This is a genomic window from Streptomyces sp. NPDC029138 (assembly GCF_055564375.1).
Genome location: NZ_JBVHWM010000098.1, coordinates 1 through 19,389, shown reverse-complemented (window position 1 = coordinate 19,389; position 19,389 = coordinate 1). Strand labels below are relative to the sequence as shown.

The following is a 19,389-nucleotide window of genomic DNA, read 5'->3' as shown; positions in this document are numbered from 1 at the left end:
CCACGGCTAATGGGCCGCATCCCAGTGTCGCCCATCGAGCAGAGTGGTCAGCACGGGGGCGTACGAAGGGCCCTCTACCCCGGAAAGTTCGTTACCATATACCCAGTAGGGGTATGTATCCCTTTTGTCCGCAGCTCGTCCCGAGACGGAGGCCCGCGATGACGACGACGACCGAGGCCGGCGCCACGCACGGCTACCACAAGCAGAAGGACGAGCACCTCAAGCGGCTGCGCCGGATCGAGGGGCAGATCCGTGGCCTCCAGCGGATGGTGGAGGAGGACACGTACTGCATCGACATACTCACGCAGGTCTCCGCCTCCACCAAGGCCCTCCAGTCCTTCGCGCTCCAGCTGCTGGAGGAGCACCTGCGGCACTGCGTCGCGGACGCGGCCCTCAAGGGCGGTGACGAGATCGACGCCAAGGTGGACGAGGCGACGAAGGCGATCGGCCGGCTGCTGCGCAGCTGAGCCGCTCAGGCCGCGTTGCGCTCCTCGGCCACCCGCAGCACCTCGTCGATGCTCTCCAGGCTGAGCCGGTCCTCGGCGGCCGAGGCCGCGATGATCAGCTCTCCGCACAGCTCGATCTCGGCGAGGGCCACGTGGTCCTGAACCGCCGTGCCGCCGACCGCAGCCACCCGCCTCACCTCTTCTCCGCCGTCACCGCTCCCTAGGGTAGGCAGCGCCCTACACACCGCGCATGGCACGGACGGGCTACTTACGGGGTGGCGTCCCGGACTAGTGACTGGCCGGTTTCAGCCCCCGCCGCTGGTGCCGTCCTCGGCGATCCGGCCCGCGTAGATGTCCGCCGGGGCCGGCAGGCGTACGTCGGCGGGGGCGCCGAAGTCGTACAGCAGCAGGGTGGAGGCGACCGCCACGGTGGCCTTCTGGCGGCCGTTGACGAAGCTGAAGCGCTGCCGCAGCTTGCGGATGCGGCCCTGGTCGTCCAGGTACGCGTCGAACGGCACCTCGGCCGTGGCGAACCCTTTCGCCGCCGCGGCCAGGGCCGCCCTGTTCGCGGCGGAGGCGTACCGGGCCGCGCGGCTCAGGTCGGCGGTGCCACGGTAGTGCCGCACCGCCGTCCCGGCGACCTCGGTCCGGCCGACGAAGGCCGCCTCCCGGGTCCCGCGCAGCACCTCCGCCGCCGCGTACGGGTCGGTCGCGCCGCCGGTGACCAGATTGCCGTCGGACAGCGTCGCGGTGTCCACCCGCACCCACTTGTCGGCGGGCACGCCCGCGCCCCGGTTCTTCATGAACAGCGCGCCCGGGGCCAGGAGTTCGGTGATGGGCCGGTGTCCGGAGGCGCCCGCGGGGTCCTCGGGCAGCACCACCGTGAGCCGGCCGAGGCGGCGCCGGTAGTCGTAGACGCCCTTGCCGCGGATGGTGACCCGGGTGCCGCCCGTGGCCATCTCCATCGAGGTGCCGGCCTTCGAACTGCCCGCGTCCCGCAGCGCGTCGGCGGCCCGGTGCAGGACGGTGACGGGGTCGCCCGCGCCCTTGACGTCCTCGGCGGCGGCCCCGCTGCCGGAACAGCCCGTGGCGCCCGTCCCGAGGGCGAGGAGGATGCCCGCCGCGACGACCGTCCCGCCCGCGCGCCTGTGCTGCCGCCGATCCATCGCCTGCCTACCCCCAGCCGGTGTGTCCGTCACGGGCCCCCTGTCGTCCGGATAACGACGGGTGGGGGGTGCCGTCACGCGCCGCCGGGAGCGGCAGCGGGGCCGCGTCGGGCCGACGGGGGCGGGACCGACGTCGACGGGGGTGGGGCCGGTGCCGACCGGGGGGCCGGTGCTGACGGGGGGTGGGGCCGGCGTCGATGGGGGTGGGGCCGGTGCTGACGGGGGCGAGGCCGGCGTCGACGGGGGCGAGGCCGGTGCTGACGGGGGTGGGGCCGGCGTCGACGGGGGCGAGGCCGGCGTCGACGGGGGCGAGGCCGGTGCTGACGGGGGTGGGGCCGGCGTCGACGGGGGTGGGGCCGGTGCTGACGGGGGTGGGGCCGGCGTCGACGGGGGTGGGGCCGGTGCTGACGGGGGTGGGGCCGGCGTCGACGGGGGTGGGGCCGGTGTCGGCGGGGGCAGGGCCGGTGTCGACGGGAGCAAGGCCAACTCTTTAACCAGGGCTGGGTACCGTTGACGGCGTGGCAGTCACCGCGGTATCGGAGGACGGGCCGGAACGCGCCCGGTCCGGGCAGGAGCACCTCACGACGACGACCGAGCAGGGCCCCTTCTGCGTGGCCAGATGCAACTGCGGCTGGCGCGGCCCCGCCCGCCGGGCCCGCAGCCAGGCCCGTGCGGACGCGGAGGGGCACATGACCGGCCGGTAGCCGTCACCGGCGCTCCAGGGCCCGCAGGAGCGCGTCCACCAGGTCCCCGTCGCGCGGCTGGGTCAGCCGGGCCCGGGCGGCGGTCGGCGGCAGCCAGAGGATGCGGTCCACCTCGGCGTTCGGCGTGAAGTGGCCGGAAACCGCCTCCGCGGCCCAGTACCGCACCCGCTTGGGGCGCCCGCCCGCCGAATACCGCAGGGTCGGCAGCTCACCGCCGGGCTCGGCCGTGGACCCGGTCTCCTCCGCGACCTCGCGCAGCGCGCCGGCGAGCGGGTCCTCACCCCGCTTGAGCTTGCCCTTGGGGTGGGACCAGTCGTCGTACTTCGGCCGGTGGACCAGACAGATCTCCAGGCCGTCGCAGACCGGGGAGCGGCGCCACAGCACACAGCCGGCCGCCTCGACCACGGTGTCGTTCACACCGCCTCCTCGTGGGGGTCAGGGCGCGTGGACGCTCTGCTTCTGCCACGCCTGCTGGAACGCGAACCGGGCCGCCTCCACCTCGTGCCGCTGGTCGGCGTGGAGCACACCGAGCGCGTAGGCCGTCGCCGGGGTGATCCGGGGAGTACGGGCCGCCTGCGCCGCCGCGGCCGCCGCCTCGGAGGCGTCCCGGTGCCGGTTCAGGGCCTGGCCCGCCGTCAGCAGCCGCACGTCCACCGGGGCGTTGCCGCCGTGCAGCACCTCACGGGCGTACCGGTGCAGGCGCAGCAGCAGGCGGACCTGGTGCCAGGGGCTGTCCTGGGGGTGCGGGGACGGGTCCGGGGACAAGCCGTGGACCAGGGCCTCCGCGTTGTAGGGGTGGCCGGCGGTGACCAGGGGGAGCGCGGCGACGGAGTCCGTGAGGCGCTCCTCGGCCGCGGCGGCGAGGGGGCGCAGGGCGGTGGTGGGTGCGGCGGGGGTGAGGGGGACCTCGCTGGCGAGTACCGCGACCTTGTCGGCCACGGCGTGGAAGCGGGAGGAGCCGAGGGCTTGGAGCGCCGTGGAGTGGGCCCTTGTCCGGGCGAGGGTGAGCTGGCGTTCGAGCAGGGCGCCTGCCTTCGCCGCGCCCACGGTGAGGTTGCCGCGGTCTGTTGTCGCCGTCCGGTTGGCAGGGCCAGTGGTGCTCTCCAGTGCCTCCCCCACGCCCGGTTTCGCTCGCGCGGGGGCGCCCCCACCGCCCACCCGTGCGGCCCCGGCGGCACGACTGCCCGCGGCCACGGCGACGTCCACCGCTTGTGCGGGCAGGACTGCCGCCCCCGACAGCCGGTGCAGCGCCAGCAACAGGCGTTCCAGGCGGGCCTCGCAGGCGTGTTCCAGGCCCAGTGTGCCGGACAGCCAGGCCAGTTCCGGGCGCATCTCCTCGGACCAGTCGGGGTCCAGGAGGGGGCGGAAGGTGTGCAGGCTGGCGCTGATACGGCGGGCCGAGCGGCGCAGGAGGCGGGCCGCGTCGAACTCCTCCGCGCCGTTCGCCGTGCCCCCGCCCGTCTCCCGGTGCAGGCGCAGGGCGCGGAGGAACTCCGTGGCCTGGGCGCGCAGGTAGCCCGCGAGGGCGTCCCCCGTCACCGCCTCGGCCGTGGGGTCCGTCGGGTCAAGGTGTTGCTGTGCCACGCCGGCGCCTCCGGGCGTCTATGAGCATCTCCTGGACGTTGCGCAGGGGTTGGCCGTCCGTGTCGGTCGCGTGCCGCGTCCACTCGCCGTCCGGGCCGAGGTGCCAGGAGGCGGTGCCGTCGGACATGCCGGTGTCCAGCAGCCGGTTGAGGGCTGCGCGGTGGCCGGGGTCGACCACCCGGACCAGGGCCTCTATCCGGCGGTCGAGGTTGCGGTGCATCATGTCGGCGCTGCCGATCCACACCTCGGGCTCGCCGCCGTTGCCGAAGGCGAACACCCGGGAGTGTTCGAGGAAGCGGCCGAGGATCGAGCGGACCCGTATGTTCTCCGAGAGGCCCGTGACGCCCGGGCGGACGGCGCAGATGCCCCGCACCCAGATGTCGACCGGCACGCCCGCCTGGGAGGCCCGGTAGAGGGCGTCGATGACCGCCTCGTCCACCATCGAGTTGACCTTGATGCGGACGAAGGCCGGGCGGCCCGCGCGGTGGTGCTGGACCTCCTTGTCGATCCGCGCGACCAGGCCGTCCCGCAGGGACTTGGGCGCGACCAGCAGGCGGCGGTAGGTCTCGCGGCGGGAGTAGCCGGACAGCCGGTTGAAGAGGTCGGAGAGGTCCGCGCCGACCTGCGGGTCGGCGGTGAGCAGGCCGAGGTCCTCGTACAGGCGGGCCGTCTTCGGGTGGTAGTTGCCGGTGCCGACGTGGCTGTAGCGGCGCAGGGTCTCGCCCTCCTGGCGGACCACCAGCGACAGCTTGCAGTGCGTCTTCAGGCCGACCAGGCCGTAGACGACGTGACAGCCGGCCTCCTCCAGCTTGCGCGCCCACTTGATGTTGGCGTGCTCGTCGAAGCGGGCCTTGATCTCGACCAGGACGAGGACCTGCTTGCCGGACTCGGCGGCGTCGATGAGCGCGTCGACTATCGGGGAGTCGCCGGAGGTGCGGTACAGGGTCTGCTTGATCGCGAGGACGTCCGGGTCGGCCGCCGCCTGCTCCAGGAACGCCTGGACGGAGGTGGAGAAGCTGTCGTACGGGTGGTGCAGGAGCACGTCCCGGGCGCGCAGCGCCGCGAAGATGTCGGGCGCGGACGCCGACTCGACCTCGGCGAGGTCGCGGTGGGTGCCGGCGATGAACTTCGGGTACTTCAGCTCCGGCCGGTCGAGGCTGTGGATGCGGAAGAGACCGGTGAGGTCGAGGGGGCCGGGCAGTGGGTACACCTCGGCCTCGGAGATCTTCAGCTCGCGCACCAGCAGGTCCAGCACCTCGCGGTCGATGGACTCCTCGACCTCCAGGCGCACCGGCGGGCCGAAGCGGCGCCGCATGAGTTCCTTCTCCAGGGCCTGGAGGAGGTTCTCGGCGTCGTCCTCCTCGACCTCCAGGTCCTCGTTGCGGGTGATCCGGAAGGCGTGGTGCTCCAGGATCTCCATGCCCGGGAACAGCTCTTCCAGGTGGTTGGGGGCCGCGATGACGTCCTCGATGGGGACGTAGCGGCCCGGGGAGGCCTCCAGGAAGCGGGACAGCAGCGGCGGCACCTTCACGCGCGCGAAGTGCTTGTGGCCGCTGACCGGGTTCCGTACGACGACGGCCAGGTTCAGGGAGAGGCCGGAGATGTACGGGAAGGGGTGCGCGGGGTCCACGGCCAGGGGCGTGAGGACCGGGAAGATCTGGTGCCGGAAGAGCGTGAAGAGGCGCGCCTGCTCCTTGTCGGTCAGCTCGGACCAGCGGACCAGGTGGATGCCCTCGTCCGCGAGTGCGGGGGCGACGTCCTCGTGGTAACAGGCGGCGTGCCGGGCCATCAGCTCGCGGGAGCGGGCCCAGATCATCTCCAGCACCTCGCGCGGCTGGAGGCCGGAGGCGGAGCGGGTGGCGACGCCGGTGGCGATACGGCGCTTCAGACCGGCCACCCGGACCATGAAGAACTCGTCCAGGTTGCTGGCGAAGATCGCGAGGAAGTTCGCCCGCTCCAGCAACGGCGTGTTCGGGTCCTCGGCCAGCTCCAGGACGCGCTCGTTGAAGGCGAGCCAGCTGCGTTCCCGGTCGAGGAAGCGGCCCTGGGGCAGGGGCGCGCCGTCGGTCGGCGCCTCCTCGTAGGCGTCGAGGCCCGCGTCGAGATCGGGTTCCAGGTCGGAGACCACGGCGGCCAGGGCGTGCTGGCGGTGCGCGGCGATGGAGCCCACGGAGGGCTGCGGGTGCTGTACCTCTGCCTGGGTGTCTTGCTGGCTCATGAACCCATTCTTCCGCGCAACGGGTGACACAGGCGCGTCGGAACGTGCGGGCGGGAGCGTGACGGCCCCGTTCCCCGCGGGCCCCTCGGGGGGCGGCGAAGGCTCTGGCACGGCGGGCTTCATTGGCCGAGCGTCGCAAGCCTGGCTGAATCAATGGTTACGGCGACATGACGTGCGGGATAGCGGGGGGCGGCCCGAAGGGGTTCTGGGGTGCGGAAACGCCGGTCCGGCGCGGGTCCGGGCCTTCAGGCGGTCCGGCGGCGCGGGACGGCACAGGCGGCGGCGGTGACGGCGAGGGCAGCCGGTCGGCGGACGGGACGGTGCCGTGGGCCAGGGCGAGCACGCCGGCGCCGGTGAGCAGGGGCAGCGCGGCCGTGGTCAGCTCGGCGATCAGCCGGCGGACCGGGATGACGGACCGGGTGCACCGGGAGAGGGGCGGCCGGCAAGGCGGTCGCCCCTGGCGTGGGGGATGTCAGGTCTCGCTGCGGTACATCAGGTCCGTCTCGTGGACCGTGAAGCCCAGGCGCTCGTACACCGACACCGCCGCCTTGTTGTCGGCGTCGACGTAGAGCATCGCGGTCGGCAGCTGCTGGGCGGCCAGGTGGCGCAGCCCGATCGTGGTGAGGGCCTTGCCGAGGCCGCCGCCCTGTTCGCCGGGCCGGACCCCGAGGACGTACACCTCGCCCAGCCCCTCCTCGGCGTGCACCTTCGTCCAGTGGAAGCCGATCAGCTCGCCGCGCCGCTCGGCGAGGAAGAAGCCGGCCGGGTCGAACCACGGCTCGGCCTTGCGGTCCTCCAGGTCCCGCTGGGTCAGCGAGCCCTGCTCCGGGTGGTGGGCGAAGGCGGCGGCGTTCACGGCGAGCCAGGCCGTGTCGTCCTTGCCGGGCACGAAGGTGCGCACGGTCACGCCCTCCGGCAGCGTCGGCTCCGCCAGCTCCAGGCCGGTCAACGGCCGCCGCATCTGGCGCAGTTCGCGGAACAGCGTCAGACCGAGCACCTGGGCGAGGTGCCGGGCGGCGGGGTGTCCGCCGTGCGCCCACACCCGCAGTCGCTTGCCGGAGGCGGCGAGCAGGGCCGAGCCGAGCGCCCGGCCGTGACCGTGCCCGCGGTGCCCGGGGTGCACGACCAGTTCGGCGGCCGGCGCCTCCACCGGGTCGGTGTCCTCCAGCTGGGCGTAGCCGACGAGTTCGCCGTCGACGGTCAGCAGCAGATGCGAGACGCCCTCGCGAGCGCCGCCGCGCAGCTGGAGCCGGCCCTGCTCGGACACCGGCTGCTGCCCGTCGACCCGGGCGGCCTCGCCGAGCAGGCGCAGCACGGCCTCGGCCCGGTCCGGAGTGAGCGCGGAATAGGTCTCGATGGAGCGGGCGGGGAAGCCCTGTACGGTGTCGTCGCTGCTCATGCGTATGAGGGTACGGGGAGGCCTGGGTGAAGTCCCGGCACATCGGCCGCGGCGGGAGCAGCGGTAAAGGCATCGGCAAAGGGAAACCAGGATGTGACCATGAACCCCCTGTCGCGCTACGCGCGTTGACTTTAGGCTGCGCCGAGCCACCACAGCCGACCCACAGGGGGGTCCCATGCCAGCCGCGCCCCGGCGCACCAGACGTCGTACGCACGCCCTTCTCGCGAGCGCAGCCACTCTCGCGACGGCCGCGGCGCTGACCGCCGCGCTCCCGGCGGACGCGCACGAGAGCCACCACCGTCCGGGCCGCTACCAGGACGTCCAGCTGCTCTCCTTCAACGACCTGCACGGCAACCTGGAACCCCCGTCCGGCTCCTCCGGCCGGGTCACCGAACTCCAGCCGGACGGCACGACGAAGACGATCGACGCGGGCGGTGTCGAGTACCTGGCGACCCACCTCCGCCAGGCCCGTACGGGCCACCCGTACTCGATCACCGCGGCCGGCGGCGACATGGTCGGTGCCTCCCCGCTGCTGTCGGGCCTCTTCCACGACGAGCCCACCGTCGAGGCGCTGAACAAGTTGGACCTGGACGTCACCTCGGTCGGCAACCACGAGTTCGACGAGGGCGCGAGGGAGCTGGCCCGCCTCCAGAACGGCGGCTGCCACCCCACGGACGGCTGCTACACGGACCAGGAGTTCCAGGGCGCGGACTTCCCGTACCTGGCCGCGAACGTCCTGGACGACAGGACCGGCAAGCCGGTACTGAAGCCGTACTGGGTCTGGGAGAAGAAGGACGTCAGGATCGGCTTCATCGGGGTCACGCTGGAGGGCACCCCGGGCATCGTCTCCGCCGACGGCGTCAAGGGCCTGAGCTTCAAGGACGAGGCCGAGACCATCAACAAGTACGCCAAGGTGCTCCAGCGCCAGGGCGTGCGGTCGATCGTGGCCCTGATCCACGAGGGCGGCTCCCCGGCCTCCGGCTCGTACAACTACGACTGCGACTCCCCGGGCGCGGGCAGCGGCATCTCCGGCCCGATCGTGGACATCGCCAAGTCCGTGACCCCGGCGGTGGACGCCCTGGTCACCGGCCACACCCACCAGGCGTACGTCTGCACGGTCCCCGACCCGTCCGGCCGCCCCCGCATGGTCACCTCGGCGTCCTCCTTCGGCCGCCTCTACACGGACACCACGCTGACGTACGACCGCCGCACCGGCGACATCGCGCGTACGGCGGTGAAGTCCGCGAACCACGTGGTCACCCGGGACGTCCCCAAGGCGGCGGACATGACCGACCTGATCTCGCGCTGGAACACCCTGGCCGCCCCGATCGGCAACCGCCCCATCGGCTGGATCTCCGCCGACGTCAACAACAGCGGCACCGAGTCCCCGATGGGCGACCTGATCGCCGACGCGCAGCTCGCCCACGGCCGGGAACTGGACCCGAGGACCAGCCTCGCGCTGATGAACCCGGGCGGGGTCCGGGCCGGCCTCACCTACGCGGCCAAGGGCGCCGAGGGCGACGGCGTGGTCACCTACGCCGAGGGCTTCACGGTCCAGCCGTTCGCCAACACCGTGAACCTCCAGGACCTCACCGGCGCCCAGTTGATCCAGGTCCTCAAGGAGCAGGTCAGCGGCGCCAACGCGGCGGCCCCGAAGATCCTCCAGCCGTCCGCCGGGCTCACCTACACCCTGGACCTCACCAAGTCCGGCGCGGACCGCGTGGTCACCGACTCCATCCGCCTGAACGGCGCCCCGATCGACCCGTCGGCCACCTACCGCGTCGCCACCAACAGCTTCCTCGCGGGCGGCGGCGACGGCTTCCCGACGCTGGCCCAGGGCACGGGCGACCTGGTCGGCGCGGACGACCTGACGGCCCTGGAGAAGTACCTGACGGCGAACTCGTCGGCCTCGTCGCCGATCGCCCCGCCGAAGACGGACCGGATCACGGTCGTGCAGTAGGACCGGCAGGACCGGTGGAGGCGGCGGGAGGCCACGCTTCGAGCGCGGCCGGCATCTCGGCCGCCTCCCGCCGCTCGAACCACCGGTACCGGAGCACACCGCGCCGCGCGGCCGTGGCGCGCAACGCCCGCAGGGTCGGCTGACGGCGCGTACGGGGCCGCCGGTTGCCGGTGGTCGTACCGGCGGCCCCGTCCCGGCCGTTGTCCACAGCTGTGGAAAAGAGTCGCCGGTGCCCCGGGACGCCCGCGCGGCCCGCCGTCGGGGGCGTGCGGGTCCGGCCTGGGTCAGGAAGCGGTAGGCGTCCAGTCCCCGAGCCAGTCGGCGATCTCCTGGTCGGTGGCCTGGGCGTCGGTCAGCTGGGGGCGGTCGGTGCTCGCCGCGCCGGCGCCGGGGGCGAGAAGGCCGTGGCCGAGGGCGCCGGCGGCGAGCGCGAGCGGCAGCCCGAGCGCCGGCGCGGTACGGCTCCCGCGGTGGCGGGCGCGCCGGATGATGCGGGGGTTCATGGACGACTCCAGTCGGTTGTCCGGGTGGGGTGCTGAACCGGAGTTGCCGTGGAGCGGGGGAAGGTTGCCGAGGGGCTGACCGTCAACGGCCCGGCAGCGCCGCCCAGTTCTGCTCGCCGGCCCAGTCCGCGAACGTGTGCCAGGCGATCTCGGGGTGGGCGTGGCGCAGGCCGGTGACGTCGACGTCGAGGCCCGTGTCGGTGAAGTAGGCGAACATCGCCGCCAGGTCGGGGGAGTGGGTGCGGATCTGGGCGAAGGGCGGCTGCTCATGGGTGATCGGGCGGGCCAGGGCGGTGCTGAGGGTGGCCGCGATCTGCGCGGGGGTGAGCACGTCGGAGGCGAGGTCGACGCGGTGGCCCGCGAAGTCGTCCCGGCGCTGGAGGGCCAGTGCGGCGAACGCGCCGATGTCGGTGGCCGGGATGAGCGTGAGCGGCCGGTCGGCCGGCATGGGCCAGGCGAAGACGCCGGTGCGCAGCCCGTCGAGGGTCCAGCCGCTGGTGTAGTTGTCCATGAACGCGGCCGGGGCGATCACCGTCCAGGGCAGGCCGGAGGCACGCAGGTGCTGTTCGACGGCCCATTTGCTCTCGAAGTGCGGAACGCCGGTGCCGCGGTCGGCGTGGGCGGCGGAGGTGAGGACCACATGGCCGAGGCGGGCCCCGGCCGCCGCGTCCACGAGGGCCGTGCCCTGCCGGATCTCCGCCCGGGTGCCGGTGCCGAACGGGGTGGTCACCGCGAAGAGTCCGTCGGCGCCGGCGAGTGCCGCCGCGAGCGAGCCGTGGTCGTCGAAGTCGGCCTGGCGGACCTCGGCGCCCAGGTCGCGCAGCGTCTCGGCGGCGGGTGAGCCGGGGTGGCGGGTCAGGGCGCGGACGCGGTGGCCGGCGGCCAGCAGGGCGCGGACGGTGGCCCCGCCCTGGGCTCCGGTGGCGCCGGTGACGGCGATGGTGAGCATGGGTCTCCCCCTGGATCGGTACGATTGCTGTGTGGCGCATTGGCTGCGTCACACAGCAGATTACGGCAAGAGTTACTGCGCCGCGCAGTAATTTCGGCGAGGAGACCCCGTGGCAGACGTGACAGACCCCGGCCGGGCCCGCCTGTACGAGGAGCTGGCCCTGGAGTCCCGGCGCTACCTGGCCGCCTACGTGCTGTTCAACCAGGCCGTCGCCGACCACCTCGGCCTGCACCCGACCGACGTGCAGTGCCTGAGCCTGCTGACCGCCGAGCCGGAACCGCTCACCGTCCGGCAGATCGCCGACCGCACCGGCCTCACCACCGGCTCGGCGACCCGCCTCGTGGACCGGCTGGAGCGCGGCGGCTACGTCACCCGCACCCCCGACCGGCAGGACCGCCGCCGTGTGCTGGTCACCCCCGTCCCGGAGCGCCTCGCTCGCGTCACCGCGCTGTGGGACGACCTCGGGCAGACCTGGCAGACCCTCCTGGACGACCACAGCGAGGACGAGCTGAGGGCGATCACCCGGCACATGCGCCGGGCGCACGACCTCAGCCACACCCAGATCGAGCGCCTGCGCGCCCTGCCCAGGCCCGACTGAGGGCACCGGGCCGGCCGGCTGATAGTCGGGCGACCGGCTGAGGGCCGGGGTCAGCCGGCCGGTGTCTCCGGCGGCGGGGTCGGCGCCCCCGGCAGCCGTACCGTCGCCACCGTGCCGCCGCCCTCCGCGGGGGCCAGGGTCACCTCGCCGCCCGCCTGCTTCACCGTACGGGCGACGATGGACAGGCCGAGGCCCGAGCCCGGCAGGGCACGGGCGCTGGGGGAGCGCCAGAACCGGTCGAAGACGTGCGGGAGTTCGTCCTCGGCGATGCCGGGACCGTGATCGCGGACCGTCAGCACGCCCCCGCTCAGCCGCACCTCGACCGTGCCGCCCTCGGGGCTGAACTTCACCGCGTTGTCGAGGATGTTGACGATCGCCCGCTCCAGCGCGGAGGGCTCCGCCCGCACGAACCAGGGCTCCAGGTCCGCCGTGATCGACAGCTCGGGACCGCGCAGCCGGGCCCGGCGCAGGGCCGCCTCGGCGGTGTCCTGGAGGGCGACCACCTGGACGCGCTCGCCGCGCTGTCCCTCCGAGCGGGACAGCTCCTGGAGGTCGCCGATCAGCGCGGCCAGTTCGGTCATCTGCGCCTTCACCGAGGCGAGCAGCGCCTTGCGGTCCTCCGGCGGGATCGGGCGGCCCGTCTCCTCGCTGCGGGTGAGGAGTTCGATGTTCGTCCTGAGCGACGTCAGCGGCGTACGCAGTTCATGGCCGGCGTCCGCGATCAGCTGCTGCTGGAGGTCGCGGGAGCTGGCCAGCGAGGCGGTCATCGAGTTGAACGACCGGGACAGCCGGGCCACCTCGTCCTCGCTGACGTCCTCCACGGGGATGCGGATGGTCAGGTCCTCCGTGCGGGCCACGTGCTCCACGGCCTCGGTGAGCTTGTCGACGGGGCGCAGCCCGGCCCGCGCGACGGCGAGCCCCGCGGCACCGGCGCCGACGACACCGACCGCGGAGACGAGGAGGAGGACCAGGGCGAGGTCGTTGAGGGTCTTCTGCGTGCTCTTGAGCGGTACGGCGATGAGCACGCCGACGTTGGGGCCGGGCCCGCCGCTCGCGGTGGCGGTGGGGCTGATGGGCTTGGTGAGCACCCGCAGCTCGTTGCCCTCGTCGTCGCTTCCGTTGCGGAAGTACAGGATGCTGGGGTCGAGGTTCTTGATCTCGGTCTTGTCGGCCTGGGTGACCTTGATCTTGCCCGAGGCGGCCCCGAAGAGGCAGACCTTGCCGTCCTCCGTGACCAGCTGGGAGTACCGGTCGCGCAGCAGGAAGCTGTTGGCCTGCGGGGTGTCCGTGCAGTTGTCGAGGGTGAACTGCAACTGGTCCGTCTGCGTCGTGTTCCGCAGGGACTTCTTCAGGTCCTCGTCGAGCTGGTCGTAGAGCTTGCGTTCCACGATGAACCAGCACGTCACCGAGACCGCGGCCACCGCGAACGCCACCGCCGCCGCGACCAGCATCGCCAGTCGCGCCCGCAGCGGCAGCGCCCGGTACCGGCGCGCCAGCTGCCTCACTCGGCGCCGCCCTGCCGCAGGACGTACCCCACCCCGCGCACGGTGTGCACCAGGCGGGGCTCGCCGCCGGCCTCTGTCTTGCGGCGCAGATACATCACGTAGACGTCGAGCGAGTTGGAGGAGGGCTCGAAGTCGAAGCCCCACACCGCCTTCAGGATCTGCTCGCGGGTGAGCACCTGGCGCGGGTGGGCCATGAACATCTCCAGCAGGGTGAACTCCGTGCGGGTCAGTTCGACCGGCCGGCCGCCGCGCGTGACCTCCCGGGTCGCGAGGTCCATGCGCAGGTCGGCGAAGGTGAGGGCCTCGTCCTCCTGGGCCTGGGCGGACACCGCCGCCGCGTAGGAGCTGCGGCGCAGCAGGGCGCGGATGCGGGCGAAGAGCTCGTCCAGCTCGAAGGGCTTGACCAGGTAGTCGTCGGCGCCCGCGTCCAGGCCGGTGACCCGGTCGCCGACCGTGTCGCGGGCGGTGAGCATCAGGATCGGGGTGGTGTCCCCCGCACCCCGGATGCGGCGGGCCGCGGTCAGCCCGTCCATGCGCGGCATCTGGATGTCCAGCACGACCAGGTCCGGCTGGTAGGCCGTGGCCTTCTCCAGGGCGTCCGCGCCGTCGACGGCGACCTCGGTTTCGTACCCCTCGAAGGCGAGGCTGCGCTGGAGGGCCTCGCGTACGGCCGGCTCGTCGTCGACGATCAGGATGCGCTGGGGGTCACGGTCGCCTTCGGCGGGACTCATCGCTCGCATTTCCTCGGGGTGCGGTGGGAGGGGTGGCCGGTGTCTTCCGGCCGGGGGGTCTCCCGGCCGGGGTGGGGTCTCCCGGCCGGGGCCGGTGTCTCTCAGCCTCCCATGTCCGGGGGGCCGGGGACACGCGCGCCGGTCAGACCCGGACCGTGTTCAGGCGGTGCAGCGGCACCTTGCGGCGGTGCGGACGGGCGGCGGAGGTGCGCAGGCCCATCAGCTGGGGGACCGGCGTCACGGGCGCGGCCACCTCGGGGGCGCGGGGCGCCGGGACGGGCACGTGCAGCTCGGACACGATGGACAGGGCCAGGGTGAGGCCGGCCGGACCACGCTCACTGAACCGGTGGGGGACGTGCTTGATCATGACCTGCTCCTTGCACTTGATGTGGCTAGCTGTCGGAGCCCGCCCGCAGCTTGGCCAGGTCGGACTTCACCGTGTCGATGGGGATGGCGAAGCCGAGGCCGATGCTGCCCGCGTCCGAGGACGAGGACGCCTGCGAGGCGGAGGAGTACATCGCGGAGTTGATGCCTATGACGTGACCGCTCGCGTCGATCAGGGCGCCGCCGGAGTTGCCGGGGTTGAGGGACGCGTCGGTCTGGATGGCCTTGTAGGTGGTGGTGGACGAGCCGGTGTCGCCGTTGAACTCACGGCCGCCGAACTGGAAGGGCCACTGGCCCCCGCCGTCCTGGCCCTGCCCCTGGTTCTCGTCGGTGGAGACGGTGACGTCCCGGTGCAGGGCGGAGACGATGCCGCTGGTGACCGTGCCGGTCAGGCCCTCGGGGGAGCCGATCGCGACGACCGTGTCGCCGACCTGGACGCTGCTTGAGTCACCGAGCGCCGCCGCCTTCAGTCCGGAGGCGCCCTTCAGCTTGATCAGCGCGAGGTCCTTGGAGCTGTCCGTGCCGACGACCTCGGCGGTGTAGCTCCTGCCGTCGCTGGTGCGCACCTTGATCGAGGTGGCGCCGGAGACGACGTGGTTGTTGGTGACGATCTCGCCGTTCGACGTGATGATCACGCCGGAGCCGGTGGAGGAGCCGCCCGCGAGCGTCGCGTTGATCTCGACCACGCTCGGGCTGACCGCGGCGGCGATGGCGGCGACGTCGCCCTTCTTGCTGGACGGCACCACGGTGGTGCTGCTGCCGGCGGTGGCGACCGTGTCCGTGCCGGTCAGTTCCTGGAAGGCGTACGCCGTCCCGCCACCGACCGCCGCCGCGACGATCGCGACCGCCGCGAGCAGGGCCATCGGTCCCCGGGTGCGCTTCTTCCGGGGCTCGGGGTCCGCGACCACCGGCTGGTACGGCGGCGGGGGCGGCCACTCGGGGTTCACGGGAGCGGAGTAGGAGTGCGGCTGCTCGTAAGTGCCCTGGCTCTCGGTCATGACAGAAGAGTCCCCCGCGACCATGAGAGCTTCCTGAGTGCCGCCTGAGAAGCCCGGCAGAACCTCGTTTGCCCGATATAAAGACGGCTCCGGGAAGCGCGCCCCGAACCGGACGGCCGAACCGGCGGAGCTACAGGCAGCCGCAGCTCGTGCGCACCACCAGCCGCGACGGGAACGTCTTCAGCCGCTCCCGCCGGGACCCGGCGATCCGCAGCCCGTCGTCCAGCACCAGGTCGACCGCCGCCCGGGCCATCGCCGAGCGGTCGGAGGCGACCGTGGTCAGCGGCGGATCGGCGAGCGCGGCCTCCTTGATGTCGTCGAAGCCCGCCACCGCCAGCTGACCGGGCACGTCGATGCGCAGCTCGCGCGCGGCCCGCAGCAGGCCGATGGCCTGGTCGTCGGTGGAGCAGAAGACCGCGGGCGGCCGGTGGGGGCCGGACAGCACCTCCAGGGCGACCCGGTAGGCGTCGTAGCGGTTGTACGGCGCCTCGAACAGCCGGCCCTCGGTGGACAGGCCCGCCTCGGCCATGGCCCGCTTCCAGCCCTCGACGTGGTCGGAGACCGGGTCGCCGACGGCCGGCGTCTGCGCCGTACCGCCCATACAGGCGACGTAGTCGTAGCCGTGCTCCAGCAGGTGGCGCACGGCGAGCTGGGCGCCGCCCAGGTCGTCCGTCACCACGGCGACGTCGTCGATGGCCTCGGGACGCTCGTGCAGCAGCACCACCCGGGCGTCCCAGGCGTCGATCTCGGCGGCGGCCAGGTCGTTCAGGGCGTGCGAGACGAGGATCAGGCCCGAGACGCGCATGCCGAGGAAGGCGCGCAGATAGTGGACCTCGCGCTCGCCGATGTAGTCGGTGTTGCCGACGAGGACCATCTTCCCGCGCTCGGAGGCGGCCTGCTCGACCGCGTGCGCCATCTCGCCGAAGAAGGGCTGGCGGGCGTCGGGGATGATGAGGCCTATGAGGTCCGTGCGCCGGGAGGCCATCGCCTGGGCGACCCGGTCGGGCCGGTACCCCAGTTCCTTGATCGCGGCGAGGACACGCTCGCGTGTTGCCGGGGCGACCGGCCGGGGTCCGTTGTTGATGACATAACTGACGACGGCTGTGGAGGTTCCAGCCAGCCGTGCCACGTCATCCCGAGTCACCTTGGCCACGCGCGGAGTCTACGCGGATTGACCCGCTCTGGGCAGGGCGTATCACATGGCGGCTGTGCGAGGACGATGCCCCGCCCGGGTGCCGCTCATGCGTCCGCTGTGGGCCGGTTATGCCTCGGCGTGGACCTCGGTGCCCTCCAGGACGGCGGTTGCGTCCGCATCCTCCGGCTTTGCCCGGCCGGCCTTGGCCTCCTCGGCGGACCGGTCGGTCTTCTCCGGCGTAACGAATCGATAACCGACGTTCCGGACCGTTCCGATCAGCGACTCGTGCTCGGGGCCGAGCTTGGCGCGCAGCCGCCGTACGTGCACGTCGACCGTACGGGTGCCGCCGAAGTAGTCGTAGCCCCACACCTCCTGGAGCAGCTGGGCGCGGGTGAAGACGCGGCCCGGGTGCTGGGCGAGGTATTTGAGCAGCTCGAACTCCTTGAAGGTCAGGTCCAGGACCCGTCCCTTGAGCTTGGCGCTGTACGTCGCCTCGTCCACCGAGAGATCGCCGTTGCGGATCTCCATCGGCGAGTCGTCGTTGACGAGCTGCTGGCGGCCCATGGCGAGCCGCAGCCGCGCCTCGACCTCCGCCGGACCGGCGGTGTCCAGCAGGACGTCGTCGATGCCCCAGTCGGCGGTGACGGCGGCGAGGCCGCCCTCGGTGACGACGAGGAGCAGCGGACAGCCGGGGCCGGTGGAGCGCAGCAGCTGGCACAGGCTGCGCACCTGGGGCAGATCGCGCCGGCCGTCGACGAGGATGACGTCGGCGCCCGGGGTGTCGACCAGAGCGGGTCCTTCCGCCGGAGCGACCCGCACGTTGTGCAGGAGCAGGCCGAGGGCCGGAAGCACCTCCGTCGACGGCTGGAGGGCGTTGGTCAGGAGCAGCAGAGAACTCATACGTCTGGTTCCTCCTCGGTCCCTGCGAGGACAGTGCGGACGGGTACTGCTCTGCGATCCCGAAGGCCCCGTACACCGGCGGTCACCCGAGGTTTCCCGCTGTGTATACAACGCTTCCGAAAGCACAAAAGGACCCGGGGGCTACGCTGCCCGAGTCCTCTGCCAAGCAGAATAGCCCACATGAGCAACCGTCCGGCAGGTCATGTGCCACGTTCCACCGTTCGTCCGAATTACGAGACAGGCAGACGGGGCCCTATCCGGACGTTTCTGCGCACCGCCGACGGAATTCCGATCGATTCCGTATACGATCCGCCCCCGGCCGTATACGACCCACCTCCGGACACTTCCCGGCCGGCCTCCCGTGACCTGGCGTTCGTCATCGCGCACGGCTTCACCGGGGACGTGGACCGCCCGCACGTGCGCCGGGTGGCGGGCGTCCTGCGCGGCTACGGCGCCGTCGTCACCTTCTCCTTCCGCGGCCACGGACGCTCCGGCGGCCGGTCCACGGTCGGCGACAAGGAGGTGCTGGACCTCGCCGCCGCCGTTCAGTGGGCCCGCGGCCTCGGGCACGCGCGCGTGGTGACCGTCGGCTTCTCCATGGGCGGCTCGGTGGTCCTGCGGCACGCGGCGCTGTACGGCGGCACGGACGCCGTCGTCTCCGTCAGCGCCCCGGCCCGCTGGTACTACCGGGGCACGGCCCCCATGCGCCGCCTGCACTGGCTGGTCACCCGCCCCGAGGGCCGCCTGGTCGGCCGCTACGGCCTGCGCACGCGCATCCACCACCGGGACTGGGACCCGGTCCCGCTCTCCCCGGTGCAGGCGGTCCCGGAGATCGCCCCGACCCCGCTCCTGATCGTCCACGGCGACCGCGACGGCTACTTCCCGCTCGACCATCCCCGGATGCTCGCCGAGGCGGCCGGTGACCACGGCGACCTCTGGGTCGAACCGGGCATGGGCCACGCCGAGAACGCGGCGGACGACGCCCTGATGGCCCGGATCGGGGACTGGTCGGTGTCGGCGGCGGGCTAGCCTGACCCACACTGTCCTTATCGTTCTCTTGTTTGTTCTTGTCCCTGCCGTCGATTGAGGATTCAGATGCCCAAGGTCACGGTGCGCTACTGGGCCGCCGCGAAGGCCGCGGCCCAGGTCGCCGAGGAGCCGTTCGAGGCGGACACGCTGGCCGACGCGCTGGCCGCCGTGCGCGCGCGACACCCCGGCGAACTCACGCGCGTGCTCCAGCGATGCTCCTTCCTCGTCGACGGCGACCCCGTCGGGACCCGCGCGCATGAGACGGTACGGCTGGCCGAGGGCGGCACGGTCGAGGTGCTCCCGCCGTTCGCAGGAGGGTGAGCGATGACCAACCAGCCGTATCAGGGCGGCCCCTACGAGGGCTACGACCCCTATCAGCAGCAGTGGCCCGCGCAGGAGCCGCACGCCGGACAGCCCGCCCACGATCCGGAACTCACCCAGCAGTGGCAGGGCCAGACCTGGGAGACGCAGACGCACGCGCCGGTGCGGGCGGCGGAGACGGCGTATCTGCCGCGGCAGGAACAACAGGCGGGGTATCAGCAGCCGGGGTATCAGCAAGCGGGCCATCAGCACCCTTATCACCGGGAGCCGCAGTACCAGCAGCCCCACCATCCTCAGCAGTCCCAGCAGTACGCGGAGCCGTACGCGGGGACGCACGAGGGGGCGCACGGCGGAACGCACGCGGGAATGGGCACGTACGCGCCCGCACCGAACCCAGAACCGGCCCCCGCACCCGCGCCGGCCCCCGCACCCGCGTCGCCGGCCGACCAGGAGGCCGCGCCGGACTACGGCCCCGCCACCCTCGCCGGCAACGCGCGGATCACCGACGCCCAGCGGGCCCGCCTGGAGGGCCGTTCCCCGATCATCGAGCCCGGCATGCAGCCCGCGCTGCTCACCGCCGCGCTGGGCCTGCTCCTCGCCGCGGCGGCACCCGTCGCCTCGTACGCCCTGGCCGTACCGCTGGTGGTGCTCCAGGCGGTGACGGCCGCGGGCTGGTTCCGGCTGAACGGCATGTGGCCCGCCCGGCAGGGCATCGCGCTGGCCTTCGCGGGCGCGCTGACCTCCGACGTGGCGGTCCTCGCGGCCGGTCGCGGCCCCCCCCCGTTGGTCCTCCCCCATCCCCCCCGCCCCTGTGTCCTCCTCTTCCCCCTTCTCCCCCCTCCCCTCCCCCCCTCCCCCG

At 72.9% G+C, this 19,389-nt stretch carries 20 protein-coding genes and 1 pseudogene; 7 read left to right on the top strand and 14 right to left on the bottom strand.

The window, feature by feature from the left end:
* The first annotated feature begins 158 nt into the window (after positions 1-158).
* On the top strand, positions 159-467 hold the full coding sequence (locus tag ACZ4WH_RS41125; protein ID WP_365708750.1) for a metal-sensitive transcriptional regulator: 309 nt from the start codon (positions 159-161) through the stop codon (positions 465-467).
* A 5-nt stretch (positions 468-472) separates the two neighbouring features.
* Here ACZ4WH_RS41125 and ACZ4WH_RS41120 read toward each other — a convergent pair whose 3' ends face one another.
* Both ACZ4WH_RS41120 and ACZ4WH_RS41115 read right to left on the bottom strand, forming a co-directional pair.
* Positions 473-634, bottom strand: coding sequence for a hypothetical protein (locus ACZ4WH_RS41120; RefSeq protein ID WP_014673530.1), 162 nt, complete (start codon positions 632-634; stop codon positions 473-475).
* A gap of 117 nt (positions 635-751) precedes the next feature.
* Entirely contained in the window at positions 752-1,612 is an 861-nt protein-coding gene (locus ACZ4WH_RS41115) for an SCO4651 family lipoprotein (RefSeq protein WP_468190654.1), read from the bottom strand.
* Positions 1,613-2,130: 518 nt separating this feature from the next.
* Here ACZ4WH_RS41115 and ACZ4WH_RS41110 point away from each other — a divergent pair.
* Complete coding sequence (locus tag ACZ4WH_RS41110; protein WP_468190652.1) at positions 2,131-2,316, top strand: hypothetical protein; 186 nt, start codon at positions 2,131-2,133, stop codon at positions 2,314-2,316.
* A gap of 3 nt (positions 2,317-2,319) precedes the next feature.
* On the opposite strand, the gene ACZ4WH_RS41105 is transcribed toward ACZ4WH_RS41110, so the two are convergent.
* The 4 genes from ACZ4WH_RS41105 to mshD form a co-directional block, all read right to left on the bottom strand.
* On the bottom strand, positions 2,320-2,733 hold the full coding sequence (locus ACZ4WH_RS41105) for an NUDIX hydrolase (protein ID WP_468190650.1): 414 nt from the start codon (positions 2,731-2,733) through the stop codon (positions 2,320-2,322).
* 18 nt (positions 2,734-2,751) lie between these two features.
* On the bottom strand, positions 2,752-3,900 hold the full coding sequence (locus ACZ4WH_RS41100) for a CHAD domain-containing protein (protein ID WP_468190648.1): 1,149 nt from the start codon (positions 3,898-3,900) through the stop codon (positions 2,752-2,754).
* On the bottom strand, positions 3,881-6,241 hold the full coding sequence (locus tag ACZ4WH_RS41095) for an RNA degradosome polyphosphate kinase (RefSeq protein WP_468190646.1): 2,361 nt from the start codon (positions 6,239-6,241) through the stop codon (positions 3,881-3,883). Before ACZ4WH_RS41095 ends, ACZ4WH_RS41100 begins: the two co-directional genes overlap by 20 nt.
* Positions 6,242-6,590: 349 nt before the next feature.
* Positions 6,591-7,517, bottom strand: a complete 927-nt coding sequence (gene mshD, locus ACZ4WH_RS41090) for a mycothiol synthase (RefSeq protein WP_468190644.1) — start codon at positions 7,515-7,517, stop codon at positions 6,591-6,593.
* Between the two features lie 175 nt (positions 7,518-7,692).
* Here mshD and ACZ4WH_RS41085 point away from each other — a divergent pair, with 175 nt between their 5' ends.
* On the top strand, positions 7,693-9,477 hold the full coding sequence (locus ACZ4WH_RS41085; RefSeq protein ID WP_468190642.1) for a bifunctional metallophosphatase/5'-nucleotidase: 1,785 nt from the start codon (positions 7,693-7,695) through the stop codon (positions 9,475-9,477).
* A gap of 284 nt (positions 9,478-9,761) precedes the next feature.
* Here the strand turns inward: ACZ4WH_RS41085 and ACZ4WH_RS41080 are convergent, their stop codons facing one another.
* On the bottom strand, positions 9,762-9,980 hold the full coding sequence (locus tag ACZ4WH_RS41080; protein WP_468190667.1) for a hypothetical protein: 219 nt from the start codon (positions 9,978-9,980) through the stop codon (positions 9,762-9,764).
* Between the two features lie 82 nt (positions 9,981-10,062).
* The gene (locus tag ACZ4WH_RS41075; RefSeq protein ID WP_468190640.1) at positions 10,063-10,929 is read right to left on the bottom strand and encodes an NmrA/HSCARG family protein; all 867 of its coding nucleotides are present in this window, start codon (positions 10,927-10,929) and stop codon (positions 10,063-10,065) included.
* Positions 10,930-11,038: 109 nt separating this feature from the next.
* Between ACZ4WH_RS41075 and ACZ4WH_RS41070 the strand changes: the two genes are divergently transcribed.
* Positions 11,039-11,527 carry a MarR family winged helix-turn-helix transcriptional regulator gene (locus ACZ4WH_RS41070; protein ID WP_468190638.1) on the top strand — a complete coding sequence of 163 codons (489 nt, stop codon included), beginning with the start codon at positions 11,039-11,041 and terminating at the stop codon, positions 11,525-11,527.
* A gap of 50 nt (positions 11,528-11,577) precedes the next feature.
* Here ACZ4WH_RS41070 and ACZ4WH_RS41065 read toward each other — a convergent pair whose 3' ends face one another.
* The 6 genes from ACZ4WH_RS41065 to ACZ4WH_RS41040 form a co-directional block, all read right to left on the bottom strand.
* Complete coding sequence (locus ACZ4WH_RS41065; protein WP_468190636.1) at positions 11,578-13,032, bottom strand: sensor histidine kinase; 1,455 nt, start codon at positions 13,030-13,032, stop codon at positions 11,578-11,580.
* A complete protein-coding gene (locus tag ACZ4WH_RS41060) occupies positions 13,029-13,763 on the bottom strand; it encodes a response regulator transcription factor (protein ID WP_468190634.1) in 735 nt (244 codons plus the stop codon). Before ACZ4WH_RS41060 ends, ACZ4WH_RS41065 begins: the two co-directional genes overlap by 4 nt.
* A 142-nt stretch (positions 13,764-13,905) precedes the next feature.
* Entirely contained in the window at positions 13,906-14,130 is a 225-nt protein-coding gene (locus ACZ4WH_RS41055) for a hypothetical protein (protein WP_030653636.1), read from the bottom strand.
* Between the two features lie 25 nt (positions 14,131-14,155).
* Entirely contained in the window at positions 14,156-15,145 is a 990-nt protein-coding gene (locus tag ACZ4WH_RS41050; RefSeq protein ID WP_468190632.1) for a S1C family serine protease, read from the bottom strand.
* Positions 15,146-15,275: 130 nt separating this feature from the next.
* On the bottom strand, positions 15,276-16,298 hold the full coding sequence (locus tag ACZ4WH_RS41045) for a LacI family DNA-binding transcriptional regulator (protein ID WP_468190630.1): 1,023 nt from the start codon (positions 16,296-16,298) through the stop codon (positions 15,276-15,278).
* Between the two features lie 108 nt (positions 16,299-16,406).
* A complete protein-coding gene (locus tag ACZ4WH_RS41040; protein WP_468190628.1) occupies positions 16,407-17,180 on the bottom strand; it encodes a winged helix-turn-helix transcriptional regulator in 774 nt (257 codons plus the stop codon).
* A gap of 180 nt (positions 17,181-17,360) precedes the next feature.
* Between ACZ4WH_RS41040 and ACZ4WH_RS41035 the strand changes: the two genes are divergently transcribed.
* From ACZ4WH_RS41035 to ACZ4WH_RS41025, 3 genes and pseudogenes are all read left to right on the top strand, one after another.
* Positions 17,361-18,209, top strand: a complete 849-nt coding sequence (locus tag ACZ4WH_RS41035; RefSeq protein ID WP_468190626.1) for an alpha/beta hydrolase — start codon at positions 17,361-17,363, stop codon at positions 18,207-18,209.
* 66 nt (positions 18,210-18,275) lie between these two features.
* A complete protein-coding gene (locus tag ACZ4WH_RS41030) occupies positions 18,276-18,530 on the top strand; it encodes a MoaD/ThiS family protein (protein ID WP_468190624.1) in 255 nt (84 codons plus the stop codon).
* 3 nt (positions 18,531-18,533) lie between these two features.
* Positions 18,534-19,389: pseudogene (locus ACZ4WH_RS41025) on the top strand (hypothetical protein); the annotation flags it as partial.

Bases quoted from the DNA above. Each gene is read 5' to 3' on its own strand.
- ACZ4WH_RS41125 (WP_365708750.1), top strand. From the start codon at position 159: ATGACGACGACGACCGAGGCCGGCGCCACGCACGGCTACCACAAGCAG.
- ACZ4WH_RS41035 (WP_468190626.1), top strand. From the start codon at position 17,361: ATGAGCAACCGTCCGGCAGGTCATGTGCCACGTTCCACCGTTCGTCCG.
- ACZ4WH_RS41075 (WP_468190640.1), bottom strand. From the start codon at position 10,929: ATGCTCACCATCGCCGTCACCGGCGCCACCGGAGCCCAGGGCGGGGCC.
- ACZ4WH_RS41030 (WP_468190624.1), top strand. From the start codon at position 18,276: ATGCCCAAGGTCACGGTGCGCTACTGGGCCGCCGCGAAGGCCGCGGCC.
- ACZ4WH_RS41060 (WP_468190634.1), bottom strand. From the start codon at position 13,763: ATGAGTCCCGCCGAAGGCGACCGTGACCCCCAGCGCATCCTGATCGTC.
- ACZ4WH_RS41085 (WP_468190642.1), top strand. From the start codon at position 7,693: ATGCCAGCCGCGCCCCGGCGCACCAGACGTCGTACGCACGCCCTTCTC.
- ACZ4WH_RS41055 (WP_030653636.1), bottom strand. From the start codon at position 14,130: ATGATCAAGCACGTCCCCCACCGGTTCAGTGAGCGTGGTCCGGCCGGC.
- ACZ4WH_RS41095 (WP_468190646.1), bottom strand. From the start codon at position 6,241: ATGAAGCCCGCCGTGCCAGAGCCTTCGCCGCCCCCCGAGGGGCCCGCG.
- mshD (WP_468190644.1), bottom strand. From the start codon at position 7,517: ATGAGCAGCGACGACACCGTACAGGGCTTCCCCGCCCGCTCCATCGAG.
- ACZ4WH_RS41080 (WP_468190667.1), bottom strand. From the start codon at position 9,980: ATGAACCCCCGCATCATCCGGCGCGCCCGCCACCGCGGGAGCCGTACC.
- ACZ4WH_RS41050 (WP_468190632.1), bottom strand. From the start codon at position 15,145: ATGACCGAGAGCCAGGGCACTTACGAGCAGCCGCACTCCTACTCCGCT.
- ACZ4WH_RS41115 (WP_468190654.1), bottom strand. From the start codon at position 1,612: ATGGATCGGCGGCAGCACAGGCGCGCGGGCGGGACGGTCGTCGCGGCG.
- ACZ4WH_RS41040 (WP_468190628.1), bottom strand. From the start codon at position 17,180: ATGAGTTCTCTGCTGCTCCTGACCAACGCCCTCCAGCCGTCGACGGAG.